15 protein-coding genes are annotated in these 18828 nt (G+C 70.0%); 6 read left to right on the forward strand and 9 right to left on the reverse strand.

The window, feature by feature from the left end; genetic code table 11:
- Nucleotides 1–631 precede the first annotated feature (631 nt).
- From L942_RS09100 to L942_RS09125, 6 genes are all read right to left on the reverse strand, one after another.
- A complete protein-coding gene (locus tag L942_RS09100; protein WP_037357503.1) occupies nucleotides 632–1255 on the reverse strand; it encodes a hypothetical protein in 624 nt (207 codons plus the stop codon).
- Between the two features lie 101 nt (nucleotides 1256–1356).
- Nucleotides 1357–2805: a purine-cytosine permease family protein gene (locus L942_RS09105; RefSeq protein WP_037357505.1), complete on the reverse strand. Its 1449-nt coding sequence runs from the start codon at nucleotides 2803–2805 to the stop codon at nucleotides 1357–1359.
- Nucleotides 2805–4211 carry an aminobutyraldehyde dehydrogenase gene (locus L942_RS09110; protein ID WP_037357508.1) on the reverse strand — a complete coding sequence of 469 codons (1407 nt, stop codon included), beginning with the start codon at nucleotides 4209–4211 and terminating at the stop codon, nucleotides 2805–2807. The genes L942_RS09105 and L942_RS09110 overlap by 1 nt, the downstream gene beginning before the upstream one ends.
- The gene (locus tag L942_RS09115; RefSeq protein ID WP_037357510.1) at nucleotides 4208–5851 is read right to left on the reverse strand and encodes a thiamine pyrophosphate-binding protein; all 1644 of its coding nucleotides are present in this window, start codon (nucleotides 5849–5851) and stop codon (nucleotides 4208–4210) included. The genes L942_RS09110 and L942_RS09115 overlap by 4 nt, the downstream gene beginning before the upstream one ends.
- A complete protein-coding gene (gene speB / locus L942_RS09120) occupies nucleotides 5848–6801 on the reverse strand; it encodes an agmatinase (RefSeq protein WP_037357511.1) in 954 nt (317 codons plus the stop codon). The genes L942_RS09115 and speB overlap by 4 nt, the downstream gene beginning before the upstream one ends.
- Nucleotides 6798–8249, reverse strand: a complete 1452-nt coding sequence (locus L942_RS09125) for a sodium:solute symporter (protein WP_037357513.1) — start codon at nucleotides 8247–8249, stop codon at nucleotides 6798–6800. Before L942_RS09125 ends, speB begins: the two co-directional genes overlap by 4 nt.
- Nucleotides 8250–8355: 106 nt before the next feature.
- Between L942_RS09125 and L942_RS09130 the strand changes: the two genes are divergently transcribed.
- The 5 genes from L942_RS09130 (at nucleotide 8356) to L942_RS45295 (ending at nucleotide 12412) form a co-directional block, all read left to right on the forward strand.
- Nucleotides 8356–9840, forward strand: a complete 1485-nt coding sequence (locus tag L942_RS09130) for a PucR family transcriptional regulator (protein WP_051165830.1) — start codon at nucleotides 8356–8358, stop codon at nucleotides 9838–9840.
- Nucleotides 9841–9899: 59 nt separating this feature from the next.
- Nucleotides 9900–10571: a response regulator transcription factor gene (locus tag L942_RS09135; protein WP_009075614.1), complete on the forward strand. Its 672-nt coding sequence runs from the start codon at nucleotides 9900–9902 to the stop codon at nucleotides 10569–10571.
- Nucleotides 10568–11692, forward strand: coding sequence for a sensor histidine kinase (locus L942_RS09140; protein WP_037357515.1), 1125 nt, complete (start codon nucleotides 10568–10570; stop codon nucleotides 11690–11692). Before L942_RS09135 ends, L942_RS09140 begins: the two co-directional genes overlap by 4 nt.
- 24 nt (nucleotides 11693–11716) lie before the next feature.
- Nucleotides 11717–12013 carry a type II toxin-antitoxin system Phd/YefM family antitoxin gene (locus L942_RS09145; protein ID WP_037357517.1) on the forward strand — a complete coding sequence of 99 codons (297 nt, stop codon included), beginning with the start codon at nucleotides 11717–11719 and terminating at the stop codon, nucleotides 12011–12013.
- A gap of 228 nt (nucleotides 12014–12241) precedes the next feature.
- Entirely contained in the window at nucleotides 12242–12412 is a 171-nt protein-coding gene (locus tag L942_RS45295) for a hypothetical protein (protein ID WP_235078995.1), read from the forward strand.
- A 48-nt stretch (nucleotides 12413–12460) separates the two neighbouring features.
- Here the strand turns inward: L942_RS45295 and L942_RS09155 are convergent, their stop codons facing one another.
- From L942_RS09155 to L942_RS09165, 3 genes are all read right to left on the reverse strand, one after another.
- Nucleotides 12461–14050, reverse strand: a complete 1590-nt coding sequence (locus L942_RS09155; RefSeq protein ID WP_037357519.1) for a PHP domain-containing protein — start codon at nucleotides 14048–14050, stop codon at nucleotides 12461–12463.
- A 140-nt stretch (nucleotides 14051–14190) separates the two neighbouring features.
- A complete protein-coding gene (locus tag L942_RS09160) occupies nucleotides 14191–16299 on the reverse strand; it encodes a 3-hydroxyacyl-CoA dehydrogenase NAD-binding domain-containing protein (protein WP_037357521.1) in 2109 nt (702 codons plus the stop codon).
- A complete protein-coding gene (locus tag L942_RS09165) occupies nucleotides 16299–17552 on the reverse strand; it encodes a thiolase family protein (protein WP_037357523.1) in 1254 nt (417 codons plus the stop codon). Before L942_RS09165 ends, L942_RS09160 begins: the two co-directional genes overlap by 1 nt.
- A gap of 204 nt (nucleotides 17553–17756) precedes the next feature.
- On the opposite strand from L942_RS09165, the gene L942_RS09170 reads away from it, so the two are divergent.
- Nucleotides 17757–18821 (forward strand): tetratricopeptide repeat protein, encoded by a 1065-nt coding sequence (locus tag L942_RS09170; RefSeq protein ID WP_037357525.1) that lies wholly within the window; start codon nucleotides 17757–17759, stop codon nucleotides 18819–18821.
- Nucleotides 18822–18828: the final 7 nt, after the last annotated feature.

An 18828-nucleotide genomic window follows, 5' to 3' on the forward strand; every position in this document is an offset into this window, starting at 1 on the left:
GTCATGCCGGGCCTGGCGACCACGAACTCCTTGATCAGGAGCTACGAAAAAGGTAACGGGGGGAGCGGTGCGGGAGAAGTGTGCTTGAGCGAGTGGGGCGGCGGTCTCGCGCTTGAGTGGGGTGGTCCTCGGGCCGGTTGGGTTCCGGCGCGGGGGAGCGGTGCGGGAGAAGTGTGCTTGAGCGAGTGGGGCGGATGTCTCGCGCTTCAGTGGGACGGTCCCCGAGGGGCGGCGGGCGTCGCAGCGGGGGAAGGCGTGGGAGAGGCGTTCTTGACCCTGTGGGGCGGATGTCTCGAGCTTGAGTGGGGCGGTCCTCGGGTCGCGGAGGGTTCCGGCGTGGGGAAGCCGGGGGAGAGGCGTGCTTGAGCGAGTGGGGCGGAGGTCTCGCGCTTGAGCGGGGTGGCCTTCGGATCGCGGGGCTTCGAAGCGGGGGAAGCTGCTTGCGCGGGGTGCGGGGGCCGTGCGCTTGAGCGGGGCGGTCCTTGGTTCCACGGGTCTCCGACGTGGCGGAGGCGGCAAGGAGAAGCGAACTTCACCGGAGTGCCTCGGAAAACCTCGCGCCTGAGTACGTGAACAGCGGGTCCCCGGAGCGGGGAACCGCCATTTCTCGATGTCGGCGGGACGCGCCCCGCTAGCCTTCCGCCGGGGCGTCGGCGAAAGTCTGGTCGATGTCCGGAATCCAGTAGCAGATCTCGAGCGCCTTCAGCCGGGACATGTGCCAGACCTTCCGGCTGCTGCCCAATGCCCCGGTCGCGCCGAGCACCGAGAGGGCCGCGGCTCCGGCGGCGACCAGCCGATGCGGTCCGGTCGCGGTCTGGACGAGTGCGACGACCGCGGCCAGCGTGAACGCGAAGGCGATGTTGCGCAGCATCACCGACTGCGCACGCATCCGGACGATTTCTCCGGCGGCGTCCTTGTCGTGCAATTCCGCCGCGGCGACGAGCAGCACCGGGTTGGCTTTCACGTAAGCACGGTCCCGTGCCTGCGGAATCTGCGCGACGAACTCCTGCCGGGCCTCCTCCGCGTCCCGCCGGGGGCGCACCCGCTCCAGCTGCGCGGCCAGTGGGTGGAAGAGATGTCCGAGCAGATAGCTGGCCACGACCGCACCGGCGACCAGGAGCGCTCCCGGGGCGGAAGTCAGCGCGGCGACGTGCAGGATCCCCAGCCGGTCGAGCACGTAGACCAGCAGCGACAACTGGACCGCTCCGGGCACGGCGAAGCTGAACAGGTCGAAAATGCCGACTGCGAACGTCACGAATCGCCTCCAGGCAGGGGTTTCGGGGACAGGGATCGTCCCACAGCCTGCCCGCGCGCGTACCGCGTTTCGCGTCTCCCCACGAGTGGCGGGCAGCCCCGCTACGCCTCGGCAGCCACCGCTTCCGCGGCGATCATCGCGGTGTCCCCGAACACCTCCCGCGGCTCCGGGAACACCTTCACCAGCACCGGATACGCCACCGCGGCCGTGCACAGCGTCACCACGAGGCTGATGTCCACTCCGCCCGCGATGCCCGCCAGCGGGCCGGTGATCATCGGGGTGTTCGCGCACAGCAGTCCCAGCCCCGTAGCCGGGATCCAGGCCGCCATCGCGCGCCAGTTGACGCCTCGGTGGAACCAGTACCGTCCGCCGGTGCGGCCTTCGTTGAAGACCTGCAGATCGGCCGGGTCGTAGTAGCCGCGGCGTTGCACGTAGCCGATCATCATGATCACCATCCACGGCGACGTGCACAGCACGATCAGCGTCGCGAACGCGTTGATGCTGGACACCATGTCGAGCACGAAATTGCCGACGAAGATGAACAGCACGCTCAGCGTCCCGATCAGCAGCGTCGCTCGCACGCGGGACAGCCGCGGGAAGATCGAGCTGAAGTCCAGTCCGGTGCCGTACAACGCGGTGGTGCCGGTGGACAGTCCGCCGATCAGCGCGACCACGATCAGCGGGATCGCGTACCAGAGCGGGGAAATCGCGGTCAGGCCGGTGACGTAGTCGGCGGGATCGGCGACCAGGGTCGCGGTCGCGATGCCGAAGCCGAACGGCAGCAGCGTCGCCAGTTGCGCGAGGAACGGCGCGGCCAGCAGCGAGCGCCGCGAGTGGGCCGCGGGGATGTAGCGCGACCAGTCGCCCAGGAACGCGCCGAACGAGATCGGGTTCGCCATCACGGTCAGCACGGCGAGGATCCACGTCGGCCAGAAACCGCCGAGGGCGAAATTGCCGCTGCCGGCGAACGACGGATCGAACGAACCGCCGTAGGCGAAGATCCCGAGCAGCATGATGAGCGTGCCCAGCGTCACCGCGACGCGGTTGACCAGCAGCATGAAGCGGTAACCGTAAATGCACACGACGAGCACGGCGATCGCGATCACGCCGTACGCGACCGCGCGCAGCGCCGGGCCGCCGTCGATGCCGAAAAGCCGTTGCGCCGCACCGGCTACCGCGTCGCCGCTCACCCAGACCGAGATCGCGAAGAAGGTGATCGCGGTGAGCAGCGACAGGAACGAGCCGACGCACCGGCCGACCACGCCGAAGTGCGCGCCGGACGAAACCGCGTTGTTGGTCCGGGTGACCGGGCCGAACAAGGCCATCGGAGACAGCACCAGCGCGCCGAGCACCACGCCGACGACGGTCGCCGCGAGCGCGGCCCAGAAGCTCAGCCCGTACGCGATCGGCAGCGTGCCGAGGATGATCGTGGCGAACGTGTTGGCCCCGCCGAACGCGAGCCGGAACAGGTCGCGCGGCCGCGACGTCTGTTCGGCGGGCGGGATCGGCGCGATGCCGTGTTGCTCGACCTCGGTGACTTTGTCGCTCATTACTCGAACCTCGTCATGACGTGCTTGACGCGGGTGTACTCGGCGAACGAGTACGCCGAGAGGTCCTTGCCGTGCCCTGAGTGGCCGAACCCGCCGTGCGGCATCTCGGCGGTGAGCGGGCCGTGCGTGTTCACCCACACGCAGCCGAAATCGAGGTCGCGCGACACCCGCGCGACGCGGGCGACGTCGTTCGTCCACACCGAGGAAGCGAGGCCGTACGGGACGCCGTTGGCCAGTTCGAGCGCTTCGGTCTCGTCAGCGAACGGCTGGACGGTGATCACCGGCGCGAAGATTTCTTCCTGGACCAATTCGTCGTCCTGGCGGAGGCCGGAGACGACGGTCGGCGCGAGCTGGAAGCCCGGTCCGGTCGCGGTGCCGCCGGTTTCGACGCGGGCGTGCGACGGCAGCCGCTCCAGCAGGCCGAGCACGCGGTCGAGCTGCGCACGGCTGTTGAGCGGGCCGTAGTCGACGTCCGGACGGCGGGTGGCTGCCGTTTTCGCCAGTGCGGCAACGAATTCGTCGTGGATGCTTTCGTGCACCAGCACGCGGCTGCCGGCCGTGCAGTCCTGTCCGGCGTTGTAGAACGCGGCGTCGGCGATCCGCTCGGCGGTGTCGGCGAGGTCGGTGTCCGGGAAGACCAGCAGGGGAGCGTTGCCGCCCAGTTCCAGGTGGGTGCGCTTGAGATCGGCCGCGGCGACGGTGGCCACGTCGATGCCGGCGCGCGTCGAGCCGGTGATGGACACCAGGTCGGTGTGCGGGTGCCGGACCAGCGCACGACCGGTTTCCCGGTCGCCGCACACGGCGTTGAACACGCCCGGCGGCAGGAATTCCGCCGCGGTTTCGGCCAGCAGCACCGCGGTGGACGGGGTGGTCTCGGCGGGCTTGAGCACCACGGTGTTGCCCGCGGCGAGCGCCGGGCCGATTTTCCAGACAGCCATCATCAGCGGGTAGTTCCACGGCGCGATCTGCGCGCACACACCGATCGGCTCGCGGCGGATCACCGACGTGTGCCCGGCCAAGTACTCGCCCGCGCCGGTGCCTTCGAGCTGCCGGGCGGCGCCCGCGAAGAACCGCAGCGTGCTCACGCACTCCGGGATTTCCTCCTCCAGCACGACCGAACGGATCTTGCCGGTCTCGCGGACCTCGGCGTCGGCGAACTCCTCCGCGCGGGCTTCCAGCGCGTCGGCGATCTTGAGCAGGGCTTCCTGGCGCTCCGCGGGCGTGCCGCGCCGCCACGACCGGAACGCGCGCGCGGCCGATTCCATCGCGAGGTCGATTTCGTTCCGCCGGGAAACGACACTGGTGCCGAAGACCTTGCCGGTGGCCGGGTCGGTCAGTTCGAGCGTGGCCTCGGTGTCGGGCGTGTCGACCAGGGCGCCACCGACGAAGTTGCGGACGTGGGTCACGAGTGCTCCAAGTGGGTCGGGGCGAACATCTTCAGCAGCGCGGGAAGCACGACGACGGACGGTCCCGGGGTGCGCAGCGCGTCGGCGAGATCGGTGCGGACAGTGTCCACAGTGGTCTTTCGCGCGGGGATGCCGAACGATTCGGCCAGCGCGACGAAATCCGGTCGCGGCAGTTCGGTCGCGGTGGTCTGGCCGAACGCGCCGGTGAGGTATTCGCGCAGGATGCCGTAGCCGCCGTCGTCGATCACCAGCCAGGTCACGTCGAGCCGGTGCTGCACGGCGGTGGCCAGTTCGGCCAGTCCGTACATCGCGCCGCCGTCACCGGACACGGCCAGCGCCCGCACCCCCGCGGCAGCGGCGCCGAGCGCGCCGGGGAGGCCGTAGCCGAGGCCGCCCGCCCCCTGCGCGGTGTGGATCGGCGCGCCGTCCGGATTCCAGGCCGACCACGCCCAGTAGGCCGCGATGGTCATGTCCCAGAAGGTTTGCGTACCCTCGGGAAGCGCGGCGCGGATGTCGTCGATCAGCTTCCGCTCCAGCGCGAGCGGCTGACTGTCCAATCTGGACTCGACGCGGGCGAGCAGATCCTTCACCGCGGCTTCGGCGCGGCCGTCCGGAGTGCGCGGGGCGAGCTGAGCCAGCACCGCGCGGAGGGTGTGCCGGACGTCGGCGTGCAGCGCGAGCGCGGGATAGTTCGACTCCAGTTTGCCGAGATCCGCTTCCACCTGCACGATCCGGCCGCGCGGCGCGAACTCGCGGTAGTTGCTGGACAGCTCGCCCAGCCCGGAGCCGAGCACCAGCAGGACGTCGGCGGCGGCGAGGAATTCGGTGGTGTGCCAGTCTTCCAGCCACGATTGCGCGGAAAGCTCGTGGTCCCAGGCGAAAACGCCCTTGCCGCCGAACGTCGACACCACCGGCGCGCGCAGGGTTTCGGCGAGCTGCCGCAGCTCGTCGTGCGCTCCGGACCGCAGGGCGCCGCCACCGGCGAGAATCACCGGATTCTTCGCCGTGGCGAGGAGCTTCACGGCTTCAGCGACCAGCTCCGGCAACGGTTCGAGCGGTGCCGGAGCGGCGGTCACCGAGGTCAACTGCGGCAGGGTGGTTTCGGCGAGCAGCACGTCCTGCGGGATTTCCACCCACACCGGCCCGTACGGTGCGGTCGCGGCGGATTCCCACGCTTCGCGCAGCGCGGTCGGGATCTGGCTGATCGAGCGGACCACGTGCACCGACTTCACGACATCACGGAAGCTGGCCTGCTGGTCCGGCAGTTCGTGCAGATAGCCGTGCCGTCCGCCGCCCAGCCCGGCGACCGGGATCTGGCTGGAAATCCCGAGCACCGGCACCGAAGCCGCGCGCGATTCCTGCAGCGAGGCCAGCGTGAGCAGCGCGCCGGGGCCGGTCGACACGATCATCGGCGTGACCGGCACCGGGCCGTGCGGATCGGCGGCGAGCCGGGCACGCGCGTGGCCGTCCGCGGCGAAGGCGAGGTTGTTCTCCACTCGCGAGCTGACCACGCGCAGGTCCTCGGCCCGGCGCAGCGCTTCGAACAAGCCGAGCGCGTGCTGCCCAGGCAGGCCGAACACGGTGTGCGCACCGAGCGCCCGCAGCGTCTCTACGACAACGTCGCCGCCGATCCGGGTCATGCGCCGCGTCCCAGCGCCAGCAGGCTGACCAGGTCGTAGGCGACGTGCGAAGCGGCGACCGCGGTGATCTCGGCGTGGTCGTACGCCGGAGCCAGTTCCACGACGTCCGCGCCGACCAGGTTGAGCCCGCGCAGGCCGCGCAGGATCTCCAGCAGTTCGCGGCTGGTCATGCCGCCCGCCTCAGGGGTGCCGGTGCCCGGCGCGTGCGCGGGGTCGAGCACGTCGATGTCCACGGACACGTAGAGCGGACGGTCGCCGATGCGCTGCCGAAGCGCGTCCACGGTCTCGTCGATGCCGCGGCGCAGTACGTCGCCGGAGGTGACGATGCCGAAGCCGAGGCGACGGTCTTCTTCAAGGTCGCGCTTGCCGTACAGCGGGCCGCGCGTGCCCACGTGCGACACGGCGCTGGTGTCGAGGATGCCTTCTTCGACTGCGCGACGGAACGGCGTGCCGTGCGTGTACGGCTCGCCGAAGTAGGTGTCCCAGGTGTCGAGGTGAGCGTCGAAGTGAAGCAGCGCAACGGGACCGTGCTTCTTCGCTGCCGCGCGCAGCAGCGGGAGCGCGATGGTGTGGTCGCCGCCGACGGTCACCAGCTTCGTCTCGCCCGCAGTGAGCGCTTCGGCTTCCTGCTGCAGCTTCTCGATCGCTTCGCCGATGTGGAACGGGTTGACCGCGATGTCGCCGGCGTCCACCACCTGCTTCTCGGCGAACGGCGAAACGTCCAGACCGGGGTGATACGGCCGCAGCAGCCGGCTCGCCTCGCGCAGCGCCGAAGGGCCGAACCGCGCGCCCGGGCGGTAGGACACGCCGGAGTCGAACGGCACGCCGACCACGGCTACGTCGGCGCTCGGCACCTCGTCGATCCGCGGCAGCCGCGCGAAGGTCGCGAAGCCGGCGAAACGCGGGATCTGCGACGAGTCGAGCGGGCCGACCGGACGCTGTTCACTCACTGGGGCAACTCCTGTCGGATTTCAGATGCGCTGAGATCTTCAGCGGCTTCGGAGCCGTGGAGACGTTGGGTCCACACGGAAAGAATGCTGTCCGGCGTACGCGGTGTCGCGAGGCTGACGCCGACGTACACGATCAGGCTGACCCCGAGGCCCCAATAGATGGGACTGTTGGCCGCGACTCCGTCGATGATCATGAAGGCGATCACGGACACCGTTCCGGCCACCATCGACGCGTACGCGCCTTCGCGAGTACCGCGCTTCCAGAACAGCGCGCCGATGATCGTCACGAGAAGGCCGCCGACGAGGATGTCGTACGCGATGGTGAGCGCGTTGACGACGTCGTCCACGAGCATTGCGATCCCGATGGCCACGATGCCCAGCACAAGTGTCGTCACTCGGTTACGCAAGACCTCGCCACTCTTTAGGCCGACCTTGCGCAACAGGTCCGAAGTCGTCGTGGTGGCGCACGCGATCAGCGCGCCGCTCGAAGTCGACATCAGCGCGGACAGCGCGGCAGCGAGCACGAGACCGCGTACGCCGGTGGGCAGGAGCCGTTCGGCGATGGTGGCGAAGGCGTCCTGAGCGCTGCCGAGATCGGGGTACAGGACCTTCGCCGCCGTACCGATCAGCGCGCCCGCGATGCCGTAAACGAGGCAGTACACGCCGGAGATGACACCGCCGCCGGTCGCGACGCGCGGGGTGCGCGCGGTGAACACGCGCTGCCAGATGTCCTGCCCGATCAGCAGCCCGAAGGTGTAGATCAGGAAGTAGGTCAGGATCGTCTCGCCGCCGATCGAGGTGAACTCGAAGTACGACGCGTCCAGCTTCTCGGCCATCCCGCTGAAGCCGCCCGCCGAGACGAGCGCGACCGGCAGGAGCACGAACAGGATGCCGACGGTCTTGATCACGAACTGCGCGATGTCGGTCAGCGTGATCGACCACATGCCGCCGAGCACCGAGTACAGCACCACGATCGACCCGCCGATCGCGATCCCGGCCCAGCTCGGGATCGAGAACAGCACCTTGAAGATCGACGCGAACGCCAGCGTCGAGGTGACCGTGAGCATCAGCGTGTAGCCCCACATCACCACGCCGGACACCGCGCTCGCGCGGCCGCCGTAACGCAGGTCGAGCATCTCGCCGACGGTGTAGACGCGCAGTTTCACCAGCCGCCGTGCGAAAACCGCGTGCAGCACGAGGATCCCGGCGCCGATCGTGATCACCAGCCACGCGCCGGAGATGCCGTAGGTGTAGCCGAGCTTCACGCCGCCGACGGTCGACGCGCCGCCGAGCACGACGGCCGACATCGTGCCGGAGTACATGAACCAGCCGAGCCGCCGTCCGGCGACCAGGTAGTCGGATTTGGTCTTGGCCAGCAGGAGGCCGATCCAGCCGACCCCGATCATGCCCGCGATGTACAGCGCGATCACCGCATAGTCGCCGCCCACGGGTCCTCCTTGAAACGGGGTGGGTTCTTGCGGGACACCGTAGGGTCGGGCGGCCCCGCGGCGGCATGGGACGATGTATCCAGGAATTCGTCGGAGATTGGTTGAAATGACCCACCAGGACGTGCTGTTGCCCGCAGAGGTGACAGTCCCACTACGCACCGTCGCGGGCAACCCGGAGCTGGCGCTCGACGTCGTGCCCGAAACGCTGCGTCCAGGCGCGCTGGACCGGCCGGTGCGGTGGGCGCACGTGAGCGAACTGGCCGATCCCGCGCCGTACCTGGTGGGTGCCGAGCTCGTGCTGACCGCGGGCGTGAACCTGCCGAAAGATGCCGACCGGTACGTCCGCGGGCTGTGCGACGCGGGCGTCACCGCGCTGGGCTTCGGCCTGACTCCGACGGTCTCGGAAACCCTGCCGGCCGCGCTGCGCGACGCCTGCGCGGAGCACGGTCTGCCGCTGCTAGTGGTGCCGCCCGCGACGCCGTTCCTGGCGATCAACCGCGCCGTCGCAGTTGCGCTCGCCGAGGCAGGCCGGCATGAAGAACGACGGCTGGCCGAAGGTCGCGAAGCGTTGACGCGAGCCGCTGGCGGCGGCCTGGGGGAGTTGGTCGCCGCGCTCGCCGGCCGGTTGCGCGGGTGGGTCGCGATGGTCGGCGCCGGAGACGTGCTGGCGGCGGGCTACGACGCGCCGCAGCCGTTGCCGTCACCGGTGAAGGAACTGCTCGCGACGTTGCGCTCGCGCTCCGGAATCCGCATCGCCTCGACCGAATTGCCGGACGGCACGCACGTCGTCGCGCAGCCGGTCTATCCGCAGGCGACCGCCGCGCACCTGGTCGTGGTCGGCCGGGCGCAGCGGTTCCACAGCGGAGACCGGGCGATCCTGGCCGTCGGCGCGGCGCTGCTGGGACTCGTCGGCCGCGCCGGATCGGACAGCGCGGAACTCGGTGCCGCGGCCACCGCATTGCTGCTCGGCGGCCCCGGATCGGACGCGTTGGCCGGAGTCGTCGGCAGCGACCAGGCCCGGCTCGTCGCCGGAGTCGCCCACCGGCGGGGCCCGGACGCGCTGGCCCGGCGGCCGGACTGGCTGCGCGCCCGCCTCGACACCCCGCTCGTCCAGGTCCTGCCCGGCCCGCGCTTCTACGCCATCGCCGGCGAACTGGGCGACCTGGACGGCCTCCTCGACCACGGCTGGCTCGTGGTGGCCAGCACGCCGCATCCCGCCGAGGACCTGCCGGCCGCCGTCGCGGAAACCGAACTGCTGCTCGCGCGCGCCCGAGCATTGTCCCGTCCGCTGGCCGCCAGCGCCGATCCGCTCGGCTTCGACGAGCTGATCCCACCCGCCGCGGCCGGCGCGTTCGCCGAACGGCTGCTGGCCCCGCTGCGGGAACTCGACCGCGCGCACGGCCGCGAGCTGGTGCCGACCTTGCGGACTTGGCTGGCGCACCACGGAAGCTGGGACCGCACCGCGACCGAACTAGGGGTGCACCGCAACAGCGTGCGGCACCGGATCGGACAGGTCGAACGGGCGCTGGGGGTGCAGCTGGCCGACCCGGAAACACGGATGCGACTGTGGTTCGCGTTGCGCTGGGCGTGAACGCGAGTGTCCACTCAGGTCTCTCAGGTGTTCTCAGGAAACTATGGGATTGTGGTCTGGTGCGAGTTCTGGTAGTCGAAGACGAAGAGCCGTTGGCCGACGCGATCGCCCGCGGGCTGCGGCGGGAGGGCATGGCCGTCGACATCGCGCTCACCGGCGACGACGGGCACGAGAAGTCGTCCGTCACGCGGTACGACGTGGTGCTGCTCGACCGCGACCTGCCCGGGATGTCCGGCGACGACCTGTGCCGCGAGATCGTGACGTCCGGCGAGCTGACGCGCGTGCTGATGCTGACCGCGAGCAGTTCGGTGTCCGACCGGGTGGACGGGCTGTCCCTGGGCGCGGACGACTATCTCGCCAAGCCGTTCGCCTTCCCGGAGCTGGTCGCGCGCGTGCGGGCGCTGGGCCGCCGCGCGACGCCCGCCGCTCCGCCGCTGCTCACCGCGGGCGACGTCGAGCTGGACCCGGCGAAGCGGACCGTGCGGCGCGCGAGCGGGCCGGTCGAGCTGACCCGCAAGGAGTTCGGTGTGCTCGAGGTGCTGCTGTCCGCCGGCGGATCCGTGGTCAGCAGCGAGGAACTGCTCGAACGGGTGTGGGACGAGAACGCCGACCCGTTCACCACGACGGTCCGGGTCACCGTGATGACCCTGCGCAAGAAGCTCGGCGAACCGGGCATCATCGAGACCGTGGTCGGCTCGGGCTACCGGGTGTCGGTCGCCGGTTCGGAGTGAAGCTTCCCGGTGCCCGCAGCCTGCGGGTGCGCGTCACCGTCCTGGCGACCGTCCTGGTCGCCGCGGCGGGGCTGCTGCTGCTGTGGCTGGCGTGGACGCTCGTCGGCGACGCGGTCGACGCCGTGCCGCACATGCCGCCGGGCACCATCGTCCGGGTCGACGGCAACGACGTGGACGCGTCCACGCTCGCGCAGCATCTGCGCACGCACGCCGTCACCCGGGTGCTGATCTTCGGCTCGCTGGCGTTCTTCTTCGTGGTGGCCGCGGCGGCGATTCTCGCGTGGACGTTCACCTCCCGCGTGCTGCGCCCGCTGCGCGAGATCACCGGCACGGCGCAGCGGCTGTCGATCGAGTCGCTGGGGGAGCGCATCGGCGAGGTCCGCTCGCGGGACGAACTGGCCGAACTGGCCCGCACCTTCGACGACATGCTCGACCGGCTGCAGGACGCGTTCGATTCGCAGCGGCATTTCGTGGCCAACGCGAGCCACGAATTGCGCACCCCGCTGTCGGTGATCCGCACCGAATTGGACGTGACGCTGTCCGACGAACACGCCGACGAGGCCGAGTTCCGCCGGATGGCCGGGGTCGTCCTGGACGCGACTAACCGGGCGGGACAGCTGGTGAATTCATTGCTGCTGCTGGCGCGGACCGACGGAGCCGGTCTGGCGACGCGGGAACTGGTGGACCTGACGGTGCTGGTCGAGCGCGCGTGGTCCGCCGTCCGGGGCGAGGCCGAACAACGGGGTCTCCGCGCGGAGTTCGCGATGCAGCCGTCGCCCGCGATCGGGGATCCGGCTCTGCTGGAACGGATCGCCGGAAACCTGGTCGAGAACGCGGTACGGCACAACGTCGACGGAGGCTGGATCGAGGTGACGACCGAACCGGGCCCGCAATGGTCGACGCTGCGGGTGCGTTCGTCGGGCGGCCTGCTGGACCCGGCGGCGGTCCCGGAACTGTTCCAGCCGTTCCGCCGCGCGGGGGTGGCCCGCACGGCGCGTTCCGGCGCGGGGCTGGGATTGTCGATCGTGCGGGCGGCGGTGCAGGCACACGGCGGAACGGTGTCCGCGGAACCGGTGGTCGGAGGCGGGTTGTCGGTGACGGTGCGGCTGCCTGCTGCGTAGCTCACTTATTCAGAAGTTGCGACGATGGTTGTCGTGCCCCATTTCATTGGTCAGCGCGAGCTGCGCAACGACAACGCGGAGATCATGCGGCGGGTGGAGGCGGGCGAGATGTTCATCGTGACCCGCAACGGAAAGCCGGTCGCTGACCTGGTGCTGCACCGCGCCCAGGAAGAACCCCGGCGCAACCGGAGCCTCGGCGAGATCCAGGACGCCTTCCGCGGGCTTCCGCCGATGGACAGCGGTGAATGGCGTCGCGAACGAGAGGCCGATGACGCTGTCTTCGGCACGGACCGCCTGGGCGAGCCGGGGGAAGAACAGTGACAGCCCCGGCTCGGGTGCTGCTCGACACCTCCGTGGTGATCGATCTCGAACGCCTCGACCTCGGTTCGTTCGCGTCCTCGATCCCCGCGGTCAGTTCGGTGACCATCGCAGAGTTGGCCTACGGCCTCGCCACCAACGATCCCATCCGGCTTGCGGAACGGGTCGAGCGCTATCACGCCGCTCTCGAGCAGTTCGTCGTGCTGCCGTTCGCCATCAAACGAGGCCAAGATGTACGGCACAGCCGCCGCGCTGGTCCGCCAGTTCGGGCGAGACTCCCGTCCCCTCCGGATGGATCTGCAGATCGCCGCGACGGCAGCAGTGCAGCGGATTCCGTTGCTGACCAGAAATCCGAAGGACTTCATCGGCCTCGACCGACTGCTCACCGTCGTCGGCATCTGACTCTGATCCGGCAGGCGCGGCCGAAACCGCGCCTGCCGGAAGCAGTGCTCAGCAGACGTCCACGAACGTCGGATTCCCGTACAGCCAAAGGTCTTCGTACGGATTCGCCTGCCCGATCACGTCCATCGCCGGCTCGATCCCGCCCGCGACGTGCCGGTTCCCGTCCGTTCCGCGCACTCGCACGTAGAACGGCTCCCGCACGTTGCGGAACGTGTGCTGGAACGTCACCCGCCGACCCGCGTAACTGCGCGAAGGCGTGAACGACTCGACCACTCGCGTACCCGGCGCAGTCATCGCGTCGCGATCCGCCGCCGGGCCGGTGACCGGGCCGGAGATCAGGTCCAGCCGGCCCAGCCGTGGCACCGAACCCGATCCGTTCGGCCGGGATGCGGTCACCGCCGAAACGACGACCGTCACCGTCGAGCCGCGGCGTACGCGCAGGCGTCCGCCGAACGTCGCGCATTCGCCGCCGCCGGCGACGCCGACTTCCAGGTGCTGCACCAAACCGCCGTGGGCCAGCCAAATCCGGCCCGCGCGCAGGCCTTCCAGCACGCCCTCGAAGCCCGGCCGCCGTACGCCGACTACGGTGCGGCTGAACTCGCCAGGGTAGAAATCCGCGTACGGCGCGGACAATTGCGGCACCCCGCTGTCGACCGGGTCCGGGTACTTGCCGGTCTGCTCGTACCAGCCGTCCGGCACCGCCGGGCGCACGAGCCGGTCGCCGCGGTTGTAGTGCGAGTCGGAGTTCGTGGTGATCCACCACGGTTTTCCTTCGGCCAGCAGGGAATCCCAGAGCCCGCCGACCTTCGCGGCGGTCCAGTCCCAGCCGCCGAACGTGCGGTACGCCTCGGCCGGGAAGCCGGGCCACGAGTTCGTTCCGGGGTTGTTCGCGTACCCGCCCCGTGCGCCGCCATTGCCTTGCGGCTTAGGCAATCCGTCGGCTTGCGCACCGGGTGCGCCCTCCATGCCGAGCACGATCCCGGGCGCGGTGTCGCGGTAATTGCGCAGTTCGTGCGGCGACACCCGGCCGTTGCGCAGCGGGTGGTTGACCAGCACGACCGGCGCGTGGATCCGCCGCGTGCGTTCCTGCTCGGCGAGCCACCGCAAACCCTTGAGCGCCAACTCTTCGTGTTCCGGGCTCGAGGATTCGGAACCGGTCAGCCGCCAGTCGAAACTGCGCTCGAACTCGCGCAAGACAGCCGCCTGCTCGCGTCCGGCTTGGAAGAACAGCGTGGCGTGCTCCGCGCCCGGCACGTTCCACTCCACGCCTTGCCACAGCAGCAGATCCGGATGCCTCCGCTGCGCGGCGAGGACGTCGCGGCTGGTCGGTTCCACCGACGATTTCTCGTGCGTCGCGTGTCCGTGGTCAGTGAAGACGATCCACTTCGCGCCGTGCTCACGAGCGCCGGCCGCGATCCGGTCGACGGTGTACATCGCGTCGTACGAGTACTGGCTGTGCGTGTGGTGATCGCCGGCGACCCACTGGTAGCGGCGGCTGGACAACCAGTCGAGATCGAGGCCCGCGGCGTCGGCTCGGCCCGCTGCGAGCATCGGGGCTCCGGCCGCGACGGCGCCGGCCAGACCCGCGCGCTTGAAGAATCCGCGACGGCCGACGCCGCCCGGGTTCGTGCTGTTCATCCTGCTCCTGACCTGCTCCGACGATTCGGCAGGACGCTATGGGGCAGTGGTGAACGGCTGGTGCCCGGAAGATCACGAAGTGCTCGGTGTGTCCCGGTTCACGGCGGAACCGCCTCGGGCGAGGCGGCTCCGCCGAGGCATTACGCCGGAACCGAAGCGACCCCCTGGGAGAGGAACCGCTTGCCGTTGACGCGTTCGGACACGCCCGACCGGTCGAGGTACGGCGTGATGCCGCCCAGCCAGAACGGCCACCCCGCGCCGAGGATCAGGCACAGGTCGATGTCCTGGGCCTCCGCGACCACGCCCTCGTCGAGCATGATCCGGACCTCTTCGGCGATCGCGTTCAGCGCGCGGTCGCGGACCTCCTCGGCGGTCGACGGCTTGTCGCCCTGCTCCCACAGTTCGGCGACCTCCGGGTCGACCGACGGCTTGCCGTCCGCGTCCCAGGTCCAGACACCCTTCTTGCCCGCCTTCACGAACTTTTCCAGGTTCTCGCTGACGGTGAAGCGGTCCGGGAACGAGCCGTGCAGCGTCTCGCCGACGTGCAGCGCGATGGCCGGGCCGACCAGCTGCATCAGGTTCAGCGGCGACATCGGCAGGCCGAGCGGCTCCAGCGCGGAGTCGGCCACGTCGAACGGCGTGCCCTCGTCCACCGCCACCAGCACCTCGCCGAGGAAGCGCAGCAGCAGCCGGTTCACCACGAACGCCGTCGCGTCCTTCACCAGCACGCTCGACTTCTTCAGCTGCTTGCCGACCGAGAACGCGGTCGCCAGCGTCGCGTCGTCGGTCTTCTCGCCCCGCACGATCTCCAGCAACGGCAGCACGGCCACCGGGTTGAAGAAGTGGAAGCCGACCACGCGCTCCGGATGCTGCAGCTTCGAGGCCATCGCGGTGATCGACAGCGACGACGTGTTCGTGGCCAGGATCGCCTCGGGGGAGACGTGCTGCTCCAGCTCGGCGAAGACCTGCTGCTTCACGCCCAGCTCTTCGAAAACGGCTTCGATGACGAAGTCCGCGTCGGAGAACGCGGCCTTGTCGAGCGAGCCGGTCACCAGTGCCTTCAGCCGGTTCGCGCCGTCCGGCGAAACCCGCTTCTTGGCCAGCAGCTTGTCGATTTCCTCGTGGACATAGCCCACGCCCTTGTCGATCCGCGCCTGGTCGACGTCGGTGAGCACCACCGGCACCTTGAGGCGGCGCACGAACAGCAGCGCCAGCTGGCTGGCCATCAGGCCCGCGCCGACGATGCCGACCTTGTTCACCTTGCGCGCCAACGACTTGTCCGGCGCGCCGGCCGGCCGCTTGGCCCGCTTGTTGACCAGGTTGAACGAGTACAGGCCGGCGCGCAGCACGTCCGACATCAGCAGCTCGGCGAGCGCGTCGGTCTCCGCCGCGTAACCGCGGTCGAGGTCGTTCTCCCGCGCCAGCTCCAGCAGTTCGACGGCCTTGGTCGCGCCCCGCGACGCACCGTGCGTGCGACCGTCCACGATGGACTTGGCGCGCGCGACGGCGGCGTCCCACTCCGCGCCGCGGTCGATTTCCCGGCGAGCCGGGGCGATTTCGCCGTTGACCACCTTCGCCAGCCACAGCAGCGACTGCTCCAGGTAGTCCGCGGAACCGAAGACCTCGTCGACGATGCCGAGTTCGGCGGCCTTGCGCACGTTCAGCATCTTGTTCTGTGCCAACGCGTTCTCGATGATCACGGTGACGGCGGCGTCCGGGCCGATCAGGTTCGGCAGCAGCTGCGTGCCGCCCCAGCCCGGGAACAGGCCGAGGAACACCTCGGGGAACGCGATCGCCGCGGTGTTGTCCGACAGTGTCCGGTAGTGGCAGGACAGCGCGAGTTCGAGCCCACCGCCCATCACCGCGCCGTTGATGAACCCGAAGGTCGGGATCTTCGATTCGGTGAGCCGGCGGAACACGTCGTGCCCGGTCTGCGCGATCTCCCGCGCCAGCTTCGGGTCCGACACCGCCTCGACGCCGGAAAGGTCCGCGCCGACCGCGAAAATGAACGGCTTGCCGGTGACCGCGATGGCGGCGGGTTCGGCGGCGAACGCCTCGTCCAGCGCGGAGTTCAGCGCAACCAGACCCTGCGGGCCGAAGGTGTTCGGCCGGGTGTGGTCGTGGCCGTTGTCCAAAGTGATCAGTGCGACCGGCTTGTCCAGACCGGGAACCTTGACCAGGTTGGTGACCGCGTTCGTCACGACCTCGTCCGGGAACGCGGCCTTCGCCTCTTCCGCGGTGAAAGTCATTACTTCGCCCCCTCAGAGCCGTTGTAGGCCGGGTTCTCCCAGATCACGGTGCCGCCCATGCCGATGCCGATGCACATCGTGGTGAGGCCGTAGCGCACGTCGGGGCGCTCGGCGAACTGGCGCGCCAGCTGCGTCATCAGCCGCACGCCGGACGAGGCCAGCGGGTGGCCGCAGGCGATCGCGCCGCCCCACTGGTTGACCCGCGGGTCGTCGTCGGCGATGCCGAAGTGGTCGAGGAACGCGAGCACCTGCACCGCGAACGCCTCGTTGATCTCGAACAGGCCGATGTCGTCGATGGACAGGCCGGTGCGCTTGAACAGCTTCTCGGTGGCCGGCACCGGCCCGATGCCCATCACCTCCGGCTCGACGCCGGCGAACGAGTAGCCGACCAGCCGCATCCCGATCGGCAGGCCCAGCTCGCGCGCGGTGTCCTCGTCGGCGAGGATCGCCGCGGTCGCGCCGTCGTTGAGCCCGGCCGCGTTGCCCGCGGTGATCCGGCCGTGCGGGCGGAACGGCGTCTTCAGCTTCGCCAGCTGCTCGACGGTCGTGCCCGGGCGCGGCGGCTCGTCCTCGGTCGCGAGGCCCCAGCCGAGTCCATCCATGCCCCCGCCGCCGCCCTCAACGGAGGAGCTGCGCTCCGCGGGTTGAATCTTGGTGCGCGTGGCGACCGGCACCAGCTCCGGGCCGATCTTGCCGGTCTTGACCGCCTCGGCGTACTTTTCCTGGCTGCGCGCGGCGAACGCGTCCGTGCGCTCCTTGGTGATCTCCGGGAACCGGTCGTGCAGGTTCTCCGCGGTCTGGCCCATCACGAGCGCGGTCGGGTCGACCAGCTTGTCCGCGATGATCCGGGGGTTCGGGTCGACGCCCTCGCCCATCGGGTGGCGTCCCATGTGCTCGACGCCGCCGGCGATCGCGATGTCGTACGCGCCGAAGCCGATGCCGCTCGCGGTGGTGGTCACCGCGGTCATCGCGCCCGCGCACATCCGGTCGATCGCGAAGCCCGGCACGGACTTCGGCAGCCCGGCGAGCAGCGCGGCGGTGCGGCCGATGGTGAGGCCCTGGTCGCCGGTCTGCGTCGTCGCGGCGATCGCCACCTCGTCCACGCGCTCGGGCGGCAGCTCCGGATGCCGCCGCAGCAGCTCGCGGATGGCGTTGACGACGAGGTCGTCCGCCCGGGTCCCGGCGTACATGCCCTTGTCGCCGGCCTTGCCGAAGGGCGTGCGTACCCCTTCGACGAAGACGACATTGCGCACCCCTCGCGCGGTGGGCGCGAGCGGCGGCGTAGCTGGTGCGGCCACGAATGCTCCTGAGGTCGAGAGTGTTCCTGCCCGCACCCTAGCCCTTGTTACCCGCCGGTAACCAGGGGAGTGGCCCGGTCGAGTGGGGGACGGCACACTCCCGGGGAGCTGCCGGGCGCCGGAACGAGGACCGAACCGCTGGAAGGGCAGACTGTCCAAGTGGGACTCTTCCGCGCGAAGCCAGAGCCGGCTGACGAGGTCGCCGCGCTGCGGGCCGCCCTCGCGAAGGCACGCAACCCGAACTGCGTGCCGAACCTGCGCCGACGGCTCCTGCTGGGTCAATTGCTGTGCAAGGACGAGGACTGGCCAGCCGCGGAACAGCACTACGCGGATCTCATCCCCGCGTTGACGGATGTCTTCGGCCCGCGCGGGCCGAACACCCTTGCCGCATGGGCGAATCTGGCGCTTTGCCAGACTGCGCAGGGCCGTCCGGCAGAAGCGATCCCGGTGCTGGCACGGACCGCCGAGCTGTTCGCGGAAACGTGGGGCGCGCGCCAGGCCGCGACGTTCAAGACCCAGCTCTTCCTGGCGGAAGCCTATGGCGTGGCGGCGCGATACGAAGACGCGCTGGCCGTGCTGGACGCGCACGTCGACTACTGCGCGGCCGAACTCGGCCCGGCGCACTCGCGGACGAAAGCCGGACGACGTCAGAAAATCACTGCGCTGCGCGCGTTGGCCCGCTATGAGGCGGCCGAGGAACTGCTGTCGGACGAGGATGCGCTCTGCGAGACCGACGAGGATCGGGACGCGGTCCGCGGGCTCCGTTTGGTAGTGCAAGCCGAAACCGGAGACCCGGAGGCGGCGATCGCTTCGTTGCGCGAGTTGTTCGAGAAGGGGCCGCTACTGCGAGCGTGCCTGGCGACCGTGCTCCTGAAAGCAGGGCAGGCCGCCGAGGCAGCCGACCTGCTCCGCGAGCTCCTGGGCGGGCTCCGAGGCCGACGCGCGCTGGTCCTGCGCAGTGTCCTCGCCCGGGCCTGCGTGGAGAGCGGCAACCTGGACGAAGCTGAGCGCTCGGCACGGACCGTGCTGGCCGCGGGTGCCTGGCCAGCGGGACATCCGACAGTGCTCGGACTTCGGGCGACGCTGGCCCGGGCCGCAGCTCAACGGGGCGACCGATCGGGTGCCGCGGAAGAACTCGAGTCCGTGGTCGCCGGGCTCAGCGCAGTCTTCGGCGAGGCGCACCCACGCACCGTCCGTGCAGCTCGATGGCTCGAGGAATGCTGACGGCCGC

Source organism: Amycolatopsis orientalis DSM 43388 (assembly GCF_000411975.1).
Taxonomy (GTDB): Bacteria; Actinomycetota; Actinomycetes; order Mycobacteriales; family Pseudonocardiaceae; genus Amycolatopsis; species Amycolatopsis orientalis_D.